The organism is Chromatium okenii, from assembly GCF_016583745.1.
In the GTDB taxonomy this organism is placed as follows: Bacteria; Pseudomonadota; Gammaproteobacteria; order Chromatiales; family Chromatiaceae; genus Chromatium; species Chromatium okenii.
This window is the reverse complement of the sequence record NZ_NRRQ01000013.1, coordinates 50,001-63,577: the sequence shown is the minus strand read 5'-3', so window position 1 is coordinate 63,577 and position 13,577 is coordinate 50,001. Positions and strand designations below refer to the sequence as shown.

11 protein-coding genes (1 of these 11 only partly in view) are annotated in these 13,577 nt (G+C 52.5%); 10 read left to right on the top strand and 1 reads right to left on the bottom strand.

Annotated features, from left to right (window positions below; all coding sequences use genetic code 11):
- The first annotated feature begins 23 nt into the window (after window positions 1–23).
- From CKO12_RS06970 to CKO12_RS06960, 3 genes are all read left to right on the top strand, one after another.
- Window positions 24–254: a sulfurtransferase TusA family protein gene (locus CKO12_RS06970; protein WP_200154021.1), complete on the top strand. Its 231-nt coding sequence runs from the start codon at window positions 24–26 to the stop codon at window positions 252–254.
- Window positions 255–311: 57 nt separating this feature from the next.
- Window positions 312–791 carry a sulfur carrier protein DsrE2 gene (gene dsrE2 / locus CKO12_RS06965; protein WP_200154020.1) on the top strand — a complete coding sequence of 160 codons (480 nt, stop codon included), beginning with the start codon at window positions 312–314 and terminating at the stop codon, window positions 789–791.
- A 166-nt stretch (window positions 792–957) separates the two neighbouring features.
- A complete protein-coding gene (locus CKO12_RS06960) occupies window positions 958–1,143 on the top strand; it encodes a PA3496 family putative envelope integrity protein (RefSeq protein ID WP_200154019.1) in 186 nt (61 codons plus the stop codon).
- Between the two features lie 19 nt (window positions 1,144–1,162).
- Here the strand turns inward: CKO12_RS06960 and fnr are convergent, their stop codons facing one another.
- A complete protein-coding gene (gene fnr / locus CKO12_RS06955; protein WP_200154018.1) occupies window positions 1,163–1,918 on the bottom strand; it encodes a fumarate/nitrate reduction transcriptional regulator Fnr in 756 nt (251 codons plus the stop codon).
- A 239-nt stretch (window positions 1,919–2,157) separates the two neighbouring features.
- On the opposite strand from fnr, the gene CKO12_RS06950 reads away from it, so the two are divergent.
- From CKO12_RS06950 to CKO12_RS06920, 7 genes are all read left to right on the top strand, one after another.
- Complete coding sequence (locus CKO12_RS06950) at window positions 2,158–3,600, top strand: TldD/PmbA family protein (RefSeq protein WP_200154017.1); 1,443 nt, start codon at window positions 2,158–2,160, stop codon at window positions 3,598–3,600.
- On the top strand, window positions 3,597–4,916 hold the full coding sequence (locus CKO12_RS06945) for a metallopeptidase TldD-related protein (protein ID WP_200154016.1): 1,320 nt from the start codon (window positions 3,597–3,599) through the stop codon (window positions 4,914–4,916). Before CKO12_RS06950 ends, CKO12_RS06945 begins: the two co-directional genes overlap by 4 nt.
- 245 nt (window positions 4,917–5,161) lie before the next feature.
- On the top strand, window positions 5,162–6,886 hold the full coding sequence (locus CKO12_RS06940) for a hypothetical protein (RefSeq protein ID WP_200154015.1): 1,725 nt from the start codon (window positions 5,162–5,164) through the stop codon (window positions 6,884–6,886).
- An 11-nt stretch (window positions 6,887–6,897) separates the two neighbouring features.
- Window positions 6,898–7,701 (top strand): SapC family protein, encoded by an 804-nt coding sequence (locus tag CKO12_RS06935; RefSeq protein WP_200154014.1) that lies wholly within the window; start codon window positions 6,898–6,900, stop codon window positions 7,699–7,701.
- Window positions 7,676–8,551 (top strand): ABC transporter permease, encoded by an 876-nt coding sequence (locus CKO12_RS06930; protein ID WP_200154013.1) that lies wholly within the window; start codon window positions 7,676–7,678, stop codon window positions 8,549–8,551. The genes CKO12_RS06935 and CKO12_RS06930 overlap by 26 nt, the downstream gene beginning before the upstream one ends.
- Window positions 8,541–9,887: an ABC transporter ATP-binding protein gene (locus CKO12_RS06925; RefSeq protein WP_200154012.1), complete on the top strand. Its 1,347-nt coding sequence runs from the start codon at window positions 8,541–8,543 to the stop codon at window positions 9,885–9,887. The genes CKO12_RS06930 and CKO12_RS06925 overlap by 11 nt, the downstream gene beginning before the upstream one ends.
- 20 nt (window positions 9,888–9,907) lie before the next feature.
- On the top strand, window positions 9,908–13,577 hold the 5' portion of the coding sequence (locus CKO12_RS06920) for a glycosyltransferase (protein WP_200154011.1). The gene runs 1,757 nt beyond the window's last position; 3,670 of the gene's 5,427 nt are visible here — the first part of the coding sequence; it begins with the start codon at window positions 9,908–9,910; its stop codon lies off the right edge, out of view.

Sequence of the window (13,577 nt, the reverse complement as noted above, 5' to 3'; positions counted from 1 at the left end):
TCTTTTCAATTTGGAGCGACCTAATGGCGGATTTCGATCAAGAACTCGACGCAAGCGGCCTTAATTGTCCCCTGCCGATTTTGCGGGCAAAAAAGACCTTGAATGCAATGGCCAGCGGTCAGGTGCTGCATATCGTGGCGACTGATCCCGGCTCGGTGAAGGATTTTGATGCCTTCGCCAAGCAGACCGGCAATGAATTGATGGAATCAAAAGAAGAAGGCGGCAAGTTCCATTTCTTGATTAGAAAATCCTAAGCGCAGCGTCAGGCTGACGGCAATCAACCACGTTTGCATGACTGCGAGGCGGACACGATGGAACCGAAAAAATTAGCGATTATCGCCACCAAAGGCTCACTCGATTGGGCTTATCCCCCGTTTATCTTGGCATCTACCGCCGCAGCGCTGGGCTATGAAGTGCAGATTTTTTGCACCTTTTATGGGCTGCAATTGCTGAAGAAGGATTTGGCACTGGAGGTCACGCCGTTGGGCAATCCGGGAATGCCTATGCCGCTGGGCATGGACAAATGGTTTCCGGTGCTCGGGCTGGCGCTGCCGGGAATGCAGGCCATGATGACGGCGATGATGAAAAAGAAGATGAAAGACAAGGGCGTCGCCAGCTTGGAAATGCTGCGCGAACTGTGTCAGGAAGCTGAGGTGAAGTTGGTCGCTTGCCAGATGACGGTGGATTTGTTCGATATGGACAAAAGCAACTTCATTGACGGCGTGGAATACGCTGGCGCGGCTGCGTTCTTTGAATTCGCCGGCGAGAGCGATATTTGCCTGTACATTTAACGATTTAACCCGCAGATCGTTCTTAAAACGCCGCTGTTATAGCGGCGTTTTGGTGTCTGCAAACAACAACTCGTCCAACTGAAAAAGCACTTTTATTTCGCCGTGATTTCTGCTATACGCCCGCCTCTATTGTTTTCCCTGTAACCTACCGCTGAGGCAGCGCGTGATGTTGGACACCGATAACGGCTATGGGGCAGCGGATGCGGTTGAGCGCATCCCCCCGCTTACTTCTCAAGAATCACGCAATCAAACCGCCAGTTTGGACATTCGCCGCCGCATCGAACACATGCGCGAACTCAAACGGCTGCGTGAGCTCCTTGATGATCCTGATTTCGACGAGTTAGCGGAATGATTCACGCCTGCCGCCACACTCAGCGTTGGTGCTGCTGACGGCGGGTCGCTCCCGTCCCGTGTCCCAACGCAGTCAACGCCGGCAAATTCAGCAGTTGAATATGTTTGCGCTCCACCCGCAGCAACCGATCTTCCTGAAAACGCATCAACAACCGACTGATCGTTTCTACCGCCAATCCCAAATAACTGCCGATGTCATGGCGCGACATGCTGAGATAAAAATCCGACGGTGACAGCCCGCGCCGTTGCAACCGCTGCGACAAATTGACCAAAAACACCGCCAACCGCTCTTCCGCATTCTTTTTTCCCAGCAGCAGCAACATCTCCGTTTCACCGCTAATGACGCGACTCAACACGCAATAAATTTGATGTTGCAAACGCGGCACCTCCCGCGCCAGCACCTCCAGCCGCGCAAATGGAATTTCACACAGCGCCGCCGTTTCCAACGCCATCGTTGAACAATCGTGGCGCTGGTGATTGATGCCATCAAAACCCAACACATCGCCCGGCAAATGAAATCCCACCACTTGTTCACCCGCCGTGCTGGCCGCAAACCGCTTCACCACTCCCGTTTTCACGATATACAGCGCCCGAAACCGATCACCCGTTTGAAATAAATAATCACCGCGATGCAACAAGCGGGTGCGTTTTGCAATTTCATCCAAACGCACGATCTCCTCCAGCACCAATCCCTCCGGTAAACAGCAATGCGCCAAGAGGCAGCCTTGGCAAGCAGCGCGCACGGATTCCAATGCAATCACTCGCAATTGACTCACAACCCCCCTCCTTTGGTCTTGGCAGTAGCAGCGCATCAACGCTGGTCTGCCATATCATTTCGTTGAATCGCACCAGTTTTTAACTGGATCACTGATGGATTACAAGGGAAAAAACTGCGCTTTAGATTATGCTATTGCGCTTTTTTGCCCGCGCCTCATCGCCGACTTCAATGTGGAACCGTATCCACAAAAGTGTGGTCTACTTTTCTATCAATTTTCTCCATTTGTTCACCGCTACTATGGAACAACTCACTGAATATGCTGATCGTTTTTTAGCGCAGGCACCCGCTTGTGACTATTGGACGCTGCGCCTGGTTGCCCAAGACAGCGATCATCTCGAAGTGCGCCAAGGCATTGTTGAACCCAGCACCCTAGCCAGTTCCCTCGGCGCGATGGTGACAATCGTCAAAAGCGGCGGCATCGGCTATGCCGCCACTTCCGATTTAAGCGTGAGCGGATTGGCAGCCGCCGTCGCTCGCGCCATCGCGTGGGCGCAGGCTCATGCCCGGCTCGGTCTGTTTGATGCCAGCGTGCATCCGCGCAGCAGCACTCGCGCCGACTATCACGCCCCGGTGCTGGAATCGTGGAAGGCGCTCACCATCACCGACAAGCTGGCGCTGCTGCGCGACGCCAATCACGCGCTGGCACTTGATGAGCGCATTGTCGATTGGTCAGCGTGGTTGACGCGCCAGCGCAGCGCCCACTTGCTCCTCACCAGCGACGGCGGGCGCATTGCACAGGTGTTTGAATCGGTGCAGCCGGGGCTGGTCGCCGTCGCCAACGCCGGCAGCCAAACCCAACGCCGACACGGTGGCGGCGCGGATTGGGCGCAGCAGGGCGGTTTGGAGCGCCTCGCTGCCGTGCATTTTGTGGACGACGCGCCGCGAGTCGCCGAGGAAGCGCTGGCGCTGCTCACCGCGCCGGAATGTCCGACCGCCACCCGCGATCTGCTGCTGCTACCCAGTCAGATGGTGCTGCAAATCCACGAAAGCATCGGTCATCCGCTGGAGTTGGATCGCATCCTCGGCGACGAGCGCAATTATGCCGGCACCAGTTTTGTCACTCCCGGCATGTTTGGGCGCTACCGTTACGGCTCCGAACTGCTTGATGTGACCTTTGATCCGACCGTGCCCGGCGAATTGGTGTCGATGGTTGCTGATGACGTGGGCACTCCGGCGCGGCGCGAGTATTTAATTCGACGCGGCATTTTGGAGCGCCCGCTCGGTGGCGCGTTATCGCAAGCCCGCGCTGGTTTACCCGGTACTGCCGCGACCCGCGCCAGCAGTTGGAACCGTCCGCCGATTGACCGCATGGGCAATATCAATCTGGAACCCGGTGAAGGCAGCTTGGCTGACCTGATTGCACGAGTCGAACGCGGCGTGTTGATGGACACCAATCGCTCATGGTCGATTGACGACAGCCGCAATAAATTCCAATTCGGCTGCGAGTGGGGACGCTTGATTGAAGACGGCGAGCTGCGCGGCGTGGTGCGCAATCCGGGTTATCGCGGCATTTCGGCAGAATTTTGGCGCAGTCTCGACGGCGTGGGCGGCCCGGAAACGCTGGAAATTCGCGGCGTTACCAACTGCGGCAAAGGTGAACCCAATCAAGCGGTGTCGGTCGGCCACGCCTCGCCACCGTGCTTATTTCGAGATGTGGCAGTGTTTGGAGGTGGCGCGTGAATCAAGACGGTTTTTTTGCATTGACTGACCGGCTCAACGCCAGCTTGAGCGGGAGCGAAGTGCTGTTTTGCACGCTCAACGGCGAGGCGTCGGATTTTGTGCGCCTCAACCGCAATCGCATTCGCCAAGCTGGGCATGTGCAGAGCAGTGAATTGGGGGTGATGCTGACTGACGGCTCGCGCCAAGTGGAAGGGCATTGCGTTCTCAGCGGCGAGATGAAAACCGATCTGGCGCAGGTGCGGCAGGTGCTGGCGCGGCTGCGGGAGCGGTTGGTGGAGATGCCGCCCGATCCGTATCTCCATTACGCGACGACGGCGAGCGCCAGCTCCCGCTTCGTGGGTGCGCAGTTGCCAGCCGCAGCGGAGTTGTTGGCGACGCTGATTGCGGCAGCCGATGGGCTGGATGTGGTGGGCATTTGGGCGAGCGGCGATCTCAGCACGGGGCTGGCGAGTTCGCTCGGTCATCGTCACTGGCATCAGAGCCATAGCTTTAACTTGGACTGGAGCTGTTATCTGGAAACGGATAAGGCGGTGAAAGCCAGTCTCGCCGGTTTACAGTGGGATGGTGCGGCGCTGCTCCAGCGGTTAGAGGCGCTGCGACACGGTTTGCGGATCATGGCGCGTCCGGCGCGGACGCTGGAGCCGGGGCGTTATCGGGCATATCTGGCACCAGCGGCGGTGAACGAGTTGCTGCACATGCTGAGTTGGGGCGGTTTTGATCTCAAAAATCATCGCACCCAGCAAACGCCGTTGCTGCAATTGGTGCGCGGGACGCGGCAGTTTGCGCCGCAGATCACGCTGCGCGAGGAGCATCAGCGCGGGTTGGCGGCGGGATTTACGGCCGAAGGTTTTATGAAGCCGGACGCGGTGACGCTGTTGGCGGCGGGGCAGTTTGGCGAGTGTTTGGTGGATGCCCGCAGCGGCAAGGAATATGGCGTGGCGGTGAATGCGGCGGGCGATACGCCGGAGGCGCTGGCGCTGGCTGCGGGCGATATGCCGGAAGCGGAGGTGCTGGCGCGGCTGGGCACCGGGCTGTATGTCGGCAATCTGTGGTATTGCAATTGGTCGGATCCAAACGAGTGCCGCGTGACGGGCATGACGCGGTTTGGCAGTTATTGGGTCGAAAATGGTGAAATCGTGTGTCCAATCAAGGTGATGCGTTTTGATGACAGCCTATTTCACCTGCTCGGCGACCGGCTGGAAGGCGTGACCTGTGAACGGGAGTTGCTGCTGTCGGCGGAGACGTATGACGGGCGTTCGACTGACAGTGCGCTGGTGCCGGGGCTGTTGGTGGGAGGATTAACGCTGGCGCTGTGATGCACTCGGTTGCCGCTGTTGCTGCAAGGAGACAGCTTGCGGCAGCATGTGGCGCAGATATAGGTTGCCAGTGCGATTTCGCATTTTTCACAACAAGTTGATGGCGGAATTCATACAGATTGGATTTGATCGCACTGGCAATTCAGCTACACTTTGCCGGGAGTAACGTGCGTACTCGTTTAACCACACATCATCAGTCGTCCGCATGGACGGCACTACGGCGGAGTCTTTCGCGGGGAAAGTCGATGAAAACGCTCATTCATATCGGTCTCGGTCTTGTTTTTTTATGTTCTGTCACGTTAGCCAATGCGCAATTCACCATGGGCGATTATCCCGGCAATACTGATCCCTGTTTAGCAGATCGGCAGGCAAGTTTTGAAGATGGTCGCATTGCGGGCGATGCCGCTGGTTACGCTCGTGGTCTTGGTGAAGGGACGACAACCGGCACTGCGCAAGGTATCGCGCAATGTTTCGCAGATCCGCAAAGTTGCAATATCACGCTGGCCTCATGTTTACCTGATCCTGTTTATGGCGAAACTGAACCGAATGACAACATGATTGCAGCAGATGCGTTGGTATTAGATGCCAATTTCTGGGGTCAAAGTTATGGCGTGGAAGATCAAGATTGGTTTTATACCGAAACGACGCTTGCTAATCAAAATTTGCTTTTGAACTTTAAAGTACCTGGTGGCGCACTGTCAGGTTGGAAAATCACAGTTCGAGATGCAGCGGGCACTGTTTTTGCTAATTTTGATACTGCCATTACAGGTAGCGTTCCGACTACAACCACAGATGAAGCGATGACCTATCGCGTGACTTTAGGTTTAGTCGGTACTTATTATATTGCCGTGCAGCCAACACCCGGAACGCAAAATTTTTCCCCTTATTATTTATCAGCTTTATTGCAAGACAGTGGGTTAGAGACTGCGCAACCGCTGGTCGGAATGGCTGATGCAGAAATTGAACCGAATAACATTCCAAGCCAATCCAATCCATTAGCCACTGGCGTCACCATGTACGGGTTAATCAATTTAACTTTTAATGAAGTCGTACCTGGTACCGGGACAAGCAGTTCCTATACTTGGGCGCAGGGTGAAAATGACTGGTTTGTTTACAATTCACCTGGCAATGAAATCATTACGCTGACATTCTGTGCTAAAGAAGTGTGTGGCACTGGTGACTGGTTTGTTGAAATTTATGATCAAATCACTGCGCAACAACTAGAAGCTGGTCAAGTGGATCAAACGCTTCAGCCGTTACTTGCGATTAACACCACGAACAGCGTCAGCACCAGTGTCGATAGTTCATCTAAAACCTATCGCGTAGGACTCAATAAAGCAGGCTATTATTTGATGCGTGTTAATCACAAACAGTTATTATCGGCTCCCTGTGTAGGTTATTACACTGATTTGAATAACGATGGTTTAGCGGATACTGATGGACAAGCGTGTGGTTGTAGCGATGGCGGATATTCTTGTAAACAAGATAGTTTAAATCCTGGAGCGCCAATTATGGTTGAAACAATTCAATATCCACTGTGTTTAGATGGCAGCGGTGGCGGTGATAGCCCACAATGTTCTATTGGGTGTGTCTGCCAAATTGATGCAACCAGTGGCGCTTCTTCTTGTAGAACCGATAAAGATAATAATGGTTTAGCAGATGCGGATGGGCAAGAATGCGGGTGCGATGGCGAAACAACATGCAAAATTAGTATTCTCAATTCTGGTGCAACAATCGCTACGCAAAAACCGCAATATCCGCTTTGTCGCGATGGTAGTGGCGGCGGTGATGAAGCAAAATGCTCAATTGGCTGCGTTTGTACAAATTTTGGTGGCGTGGTACAAATTCCAGAAGGCGCAATTACTTCGCCGTACAACTTCACTTGGTTTAGTACGCAACTGCCACCAAACACCTATGATACCGAGGCTTATCAAGAATTCTTGAATCGGTCAAATCCTTATCAACAGTAACTGACAAGCTAATGACACAACTCACCGCCATTACTCCCGACGCCTTTGCAGATCACAATTGGCAACGCTACACCAGCTATTCATTTGCTGCGCATCTGCATTTTATTCCGGCGCTGGTGACTGAAATTGCAAAATTGGTACCCGCACTGCCGCTGGGTTTTATTCAACGCGAAGAGCGTTTTCAATTAGTTGCTTTAACGGCGCTGCAAGCAGAAACCAATCTGTTTGTTGCGCCCGACGGGCGTTGGTTAGCCAGTTATATTCCGGCGGCATTACGCGGGTATCCGTTTGGTTTAGCGCGACCGGAGGGCGGCACCGAAGCGGTGTTATGTATTGACGAAACCAGCGGTTTAATTGTCGCAGCGGGTGCGGGTGAACCGTTTTTTACTGAAGAAAAACAACCCGCGCCGGGCGTCCGCGATGTCATGACTTTTTTAGCGCGAGTTGAGCACGATCGTACGCTGACACAACGCATGGTGGACGCGCTGCAAACTGAAAATCTCATTCAACCTTGGGCGGTAACTGCAAAACACAATGGTACTTTAGTACAGGTGGACGGTATTTATCGCATTGATGAAGCCGCGCTCAATGGTTTAGATGAAGCAGCGTGGCAGATGTTACGTCGCAGCGGCGCATTGCCGGTTGCTTATGCCCAACTCTTTTCTATGAATCAAATCAATTTATTAGAACAAGCCAGTTCTCAACAAACGCAATTGCGCACTGCGCCACCGCCCATTCCACAGCGTCAGGCTCCGAATTTAAAAGAGTTGGGATTAGGTTTGGGTCAAGATGACACCCTGCACTTTGGCTGGTAATACCAACCGCTCGCCCACTGTGATCACCTATTCGCATCTCATTCAAGCCGTTGATTTTTTAAGTCCGGCTTGGCGACGGCGCGTTTTATTGCGTGATTTAATTCGGCGCGACATTGCTAATCGCTATCGTGGTTCCGTGTTTGGCGTATTGTGGTCGTTGTTGACGCCATTATTGATGTTGGCGATTTATACCTTTGTGTTTAGCGTGGTTTTTCAAGCGCGTTGGAATAACGATCCTACTGAAAACAGCAATGTGTATTTCGCCACCAATTTATTTGCTGGCATGATTGTGCATGGCTTACTTGCGGAATGTTTACAACGTGCGCCGTTACTCATTTTGCAAAATGTGAATTACGTTAAGCGCGTGATTTTTCCGCTGGAATTACTGTGCTGGGTGAGTTTAGGTTCAGCGTTATTTCATGCTTTAATCAGCTTTATTGTATTGCTAGGATTTTCTCTATTCACAAATGGTTCTATACCACTCACCACGCCACTAGTTCTAGTAATATGGCTGCCGTTGCTATTATTAGCATTAGGAGTATCTTGGTTGCTTGCTTCACTAGGTGTATTTTTACGCGATATTGCGCAAGTGATGGGTTCAGTGACCACGATTTTAATGTTTCTTAGCCCCGTATTTTATCCCGCCACCGCCTTGCCAGAAACATTCCGCACCCTTTTATATCTCAATCCGCTCACCTTTTTTATTGAGCAAACGCGCAACGTCTTGATTATTGGCAGTGCGCCTGATTGGCCGCACTGGCTATTCGCGTTACTGCTTTCAACCTTAGTGGCTATGCTTGGTTTTGCGTGGTTTCAGAAATCACGGCGAGGATTTGCCGATGTGCTCTGAATTAGCAATTCACGTCGCGCATTTAAGCAAATGTTATCAAATTTATGAGCGCCCACAGGATCGCTTAAAACAGGCATTGTGGCGTGGGCGGCGGCAATTCTTTCGTGAATTTTGGGCATTGCGCGATGTATCTTTTACCGTGCAACGCGGTGAAACAATTGGCATCATTGGACGCAATGGTTCTGGTAAATCCACGCTGCTACAAATGATTTGCGGCACCTTAACACCAACAGCGGGCACCATTCAGATCAAAGGACGTGTCGCTGCATTATTAGAATTAGGAGCGGGTTTTAATCCCGAATTCACGGGACGCGAAAATGTGCGGATGAATGCTGCGTTATTAGGTTTAGCGGAATCTGAAATTGAATTGCGGTTATCCTCAATTTTAGCGTTTGCCGATATTGGCGAATTTATTGATCAACCCGTAAAAACCTATTCCAGCGGGATGTTTGTGCGTTTAGCATTTGCGGTGATTGCGCATGTAGACGCTGACGTTTTAATTATTGATGAAGCCTTAGCCGTTGGTGATGGCTTTTTCACGCAAAAATGTATGCGGTTTTTGCGGGCATTTCGTGAAAATGGCACATTGTTGTTTGTTAGCCACGATACCAGCGCAGTGCTCAATTTGTGCGACCGGGCGCTGTGGTTAGAGCGCGGAATGCTGCGCCAAGAAGGCACGGCAAAAATCGTTTGTGAAGCCTATCTTGCTGATATTTCTGACCAACAGCGGCGCGAATTAGGCGTTAATACCGTCACCCCGCCAGCACCTCCGCCGCCCGTTGCGCCGCGTCCGACCTTGTCGCCAATTGACCAACGCCTGTCTTATCTCAACCACAGCCGCTTCCGTAACGACATCGAACTCTTTGATTTTCAAGCCGATGCAGCGGCGCATGGCGCCGGCGGAGCGCGAGTGATCACGGCAGCGTTGACTGATGAACACGGCGCAACGTTGAGTTGGGCAGTCGGCGGAAATCAGGTGCAATTGCTGATCGTGGTGGAGGCGTTGATTGCGATGGAGCGCGTGATTGTGGGCTTTTTCGTCAAGGATCGGCTCGGACAACTGTTGTTTGGCGACAACACTTTTTTGACTCGCGCTGACAACCCGCTGGCGGTCAACGCTGGCGAACGTTTTGAAGCGAAGTTTTTGTTTATGCTGCCAATTTTACCGCCGGGCGAGTATTCAATTGACATCGGCGTTGCTGAAGGCGTGCAGGCAGCGCACATTCATCATCATTGGGCACACGACGCACTGTTGTTTCGCGCCCACACCAGCAGCGTGACCACCGGTTTGGTGGGAATTCCAATGCTACAGATTGCATTGGAACGCCTCAGTTAATTATTCATAGTTCATCATTCATGTCACATCATTATCATCGCCATTTCAATCCAGCCGCTAACGATTCACTCGCTCAACTTGCGCGTTTCATTCACTTTGGATCAGAAGTGCTTGATTTAGGTGCTGGTCCGGGTGTGCTGGCAACATATCTTGCGACTGAATGCGGCTGCGCAGTAGATGGAATTGAATTGAATCCAACCGCAGCGCAAGTTGGGCAATTAGCATTTCGGTCGTTGTGGATTGCGGATTTGAATCACACCGATCCAGCAACGTTAGTCGGTGCGGCGCGTTATGATGCCATTATTTGCGCCGATATTTTGGAACATTTAATCGCACCAGCAACATTGTTAAATCGTCTTGGTGATTTATTAAAACCGGAAGGGCAATTGCTGTTATCAGTGCCGAATATCGCCCATGCCGGGCTGCTTGCAGAATTGCTGAATGGTGAATGGCGCTATCGTCAAGAAGGACTGCTTGATGACACACATCTGCGTTTTTTCACGCGCAATTCATTAACGCAGTTATTAAACGAATGCGGCTGGAAAATTTGCAATTGGGAGCGCGTCATCGTACCCATTGAAGACAGCGAATTTTCACCGCTGTTATTAGATAATCTCGCTGCGCCGGTGCGCGATTATTTATTGAGCAACGCAGACGCAGATACCTATCAATTCATCGTTGCTTGTCAATTAGCAACTAGCCAATCACAAATAACGGCAACGACCGATAAATTGAATGCTGCGAATTTGCCGATTGATGTCATCATTCCAGTTTACGCCGATGTTGCGCTGACACAACGCTGCATCGAAAGTGTCTTATCCGCACCAGTCACCACGCCGTTTGAATTGATCGTGATTGATGACGCCAGTCCAGAACCGGCGCTGCGCGAGTGGTTAAGCCAGCGTGCTGATCATAAGCACTTCACTTTATTGGAAAATGAAGAAAATTCTGGCTACGTTGTTTCCGTCAATCGCGGCATGGCGTTGCATCCCGACCGCGACGTCGTGTTGCTGAATAGCGACACCGAAGTTGCCAACGATTGGCTCGACCGCCTCCGCGCTGCTGCGTATCAAGCGCCAGATGTTGGCACCGTTACGCCATTCGCCAATAGCGGCGCGACGATTTGCAGTTACCCCTTGTTTTGCCAAGATAATCCGTTGCCAGAAGGCTGGACTGTCGCCGCGCTCGATGCGCTGTTGGCGACCGTCAACGCGGGCACAGGCGTCGATTTGCCAACTTCAGTCGGCTATTGCACCTACATTCGCCGCGCTTGTTTGGCGCAAGTTGGGCTATTTGACGCAGTCGCATTCGGGCACGGTTATGGTGAAGAAAACGATTTCAGCCTGCGGGCGCACTATCGCGGCTGGCGACATCGGCTGGCATCTGACGTATTTGTGCAACATCACGGCGGCGTTAGCTTTGGTACCACAAAAGCCGAGCGCATCGCGCAGGCGCAAATCACCGTCCGCGAACGTCATCCCGCCTACGATTTGATGGTTGCGACGCATATTCGCCACAATCCGGCACGAGCGTTGCGTAATTGTGTCAGTTGGCAGCGACTGGCGCAGTCGCCGCTGCCGCGTTTGTTGTTTATCAGCCACGATCTCGGCGGCGGCGTTGACCGGCACATCCGCGAGTTGGCGCAATGGCTTGAATCTAAAGCAGAAGTGCTGGTGTTGCGCCCGGATGGTGACGACGGTTTAACGCTCAACTGGCAGCGGCGCAGCGAGGATGCCAGCCTAAATTTTCAGCGCCAGCAGGATTTTCCACGCCTGCGATCATTGCTGCGGGCGCTGCGCATCAGTCGCGTCCATATTCAACATTTGCTGGGCATTGCGGACGTGGCGCAGCAGATTTTGGATGCGCTCAACGTGCCTTACGATTTGACTGTGCACGATTTTTTCCCCATTTGCCCGCGCATCAACTTGATGCACAGCGCCGGTCATTTTTGCGCGCAACCACCGGAAGTGGAGTGCAATCGCTGTTTGGCGATGGATCGGCTGGCGCGGAGTCGGGACATTGCGGCGTGGCGGACGGAACAGGAGCGCTGGCTGCGCGGCGCAGCGCGAGTGTTGGTTCCAAGCCACGACACCGCGGCGCGATTGCAACAGGTGTGGTCAACGCTGGAAGTGCAAATTGCGGGGCATGATCAATTCAATTCTTCTACTGAATTCAATTATTTTACCGTCAATAAAAGAGAATTTAATAAGCCATTACGCATTATTGTGCTTGGTCAATTGTCAATTGCTAAAGGTTTAAATGTATTGGTGGAGTGCGCACAAGATGCCGCGCAGCGCCAATTGCCGTTGGAATTTCATTTGCTCGGCGAACCACTACAACCCGTGCCATCTTCCGCCGAAATTCCATTGTTTATACACGGAGCTTATCTTGAAACTGAATTGGCAGCGCGGCTGCATTTTTTAGCGCCGCATTTAGCGTGGTTTCCGGCGCAGTGGCCGGAAACATGGAGTTACACCCTCAGCGCCTGTCTTGCTGCCGATTTGCCGGTAGTTGCGCCCAATCTTGGCGCATTTCCTGAACGATTGGCGACGCGGGTCGATGCAACGTTGCTGCCACTGGGATTGAGTGCGGCGGCGATTAACGAACGGCTGCTGCAAATTGTCAGTCCGCGCCAGCCCGATGCCGATGCCCCGACTGCCAACTTGCAATTGAAAAATAACAACTTTTTTTATCAAACCGACTATCTCATGCCGCGCAACGCGACCCCAACTCCGACTCCGCGTTGGGAACCGGGCGCTCCGCTGCTCGCAGCAGACTTATTGATTGATCGTAGCGAGCGCCCGCGCCCGTTTGCGCTGTGGCAAAGCAGCGATCAACCGCTCGCTGACCAACTCGTGCGCCTGCGCGATGCCAATGTCGCGCTGCATGGCGGGTTGGCGGAACGAGATGCTGTTATTTCTCAACAACTTAACGATGCAGACCGCGCTTGGTGCGAGTTGGCAAACCACCGCGATCAAATGCACACGTTGCTGGTGCATCACCGCGCTGAATTAAATGACGTGATTGCGCAATCGCATGTCAAACGTGAGGAATTGCTGGCGCAGCATCGCGCCGAATTGAATGATGTAATTGTGCAATCGCATGTTAAACGTGAGGAATTGTTGGCGCATCTGAGTAATTTGAATGCGCAATTTCACATTAAACACGAGGAATTGCTGGCGCAGCATCATTCTGAACGTACTGAATTAAAAAATGAAATAGCACAAATTTATCGCTCGTGGTCGTGGCAATTCACACGTCCATTGCGTGGTTTAGGGCGGGCGCTGCGGATGGCGCGATCAAATTTGGTAACAAGGTTACAATTTATTTGGCAACGGTTGCCGGTTCCACCGACGGCGCGGTATCAATTAAAAAGTATTGCATTTCGGAGTGCCGCGCCATTATTTCGTGGCACCGCAGCGTATTCGGCATGGCTTGAACAAACGCGCTGGGCGCAAGCGCCGCAATTCACATCATCATTGCCAACGCATAATACGCCAGTTGTAAAAAATTTGCGCATTGCGGGCGGTGTCGCTGCTGCGCCATTGGTATCAATCATTATTCCGGTTTTTAATAAACTTGATTACACGCTAGCATGTTTAGATTCGATTGCCGAACAGTTGCCGCAAGTGGCAATTGAAGTCTTAGTCATTGATGATCATTCTAACGATGATACTGAGCGCGAATTAA

Bases quoted from the DNA above. Each gene is read 5' to 3' on its own strand.
- CKO12_RS06970 (WP_200154021.1), top strand. From the start codon at position 24: ATGGCGGATTTCGATCAAGAACTCGACGCAAGCGGCCTTAATTGTCCC.
- dsrE2 (WP_200154020.1), top strand. From the start codon at position 312: ATGGAACCGAAAAAATTAGCGATTATCGCCACCAAAGGCTCACTCGAT.
- CKO12_RS06960 (WP_200154019.1), top strand. From the start codon at position 958: ATGTTGGACACCGATAACGGCTATGGGGCAGCGGATGCGGTTGAGCGC.
- CKO12_RS06950 (WP_200154017.1), top strand. From the start codon at position 2,158: ATGGAACAACTCACTGAATATGCTGATCGTTTTTTAGCGCAGGCACCC.
- CKO12_RS06940 (WP_200154015.1), top strand. From the start codon at position 5,162: ATGAAAACGCTCATTCATATCGGTCTCGGTCTTGTTTTTTTATGTTCT.
- CKO12_RS06935 (WP_200154014.1), top strand. From the start codon at position 6,898: ATGACACAACTCACCGCCATTACTCCCGACGCCTTTGCAGATCACAAT.
- CKO12_RS06930 (WP_200154013.1), top strand. From the start codon at position 7,676: ATGACACCCTGCACTTTGGCTGGTAATACCAACCGCTCGCCCACTGTG.
- CKO12_RS06925 (WP_200154012.1), top strand. From the start codon at position 8,541: ATGTGCTCTGAATTAGCAATTCACGTCGCGCATTTAAGCAAATGTTAT.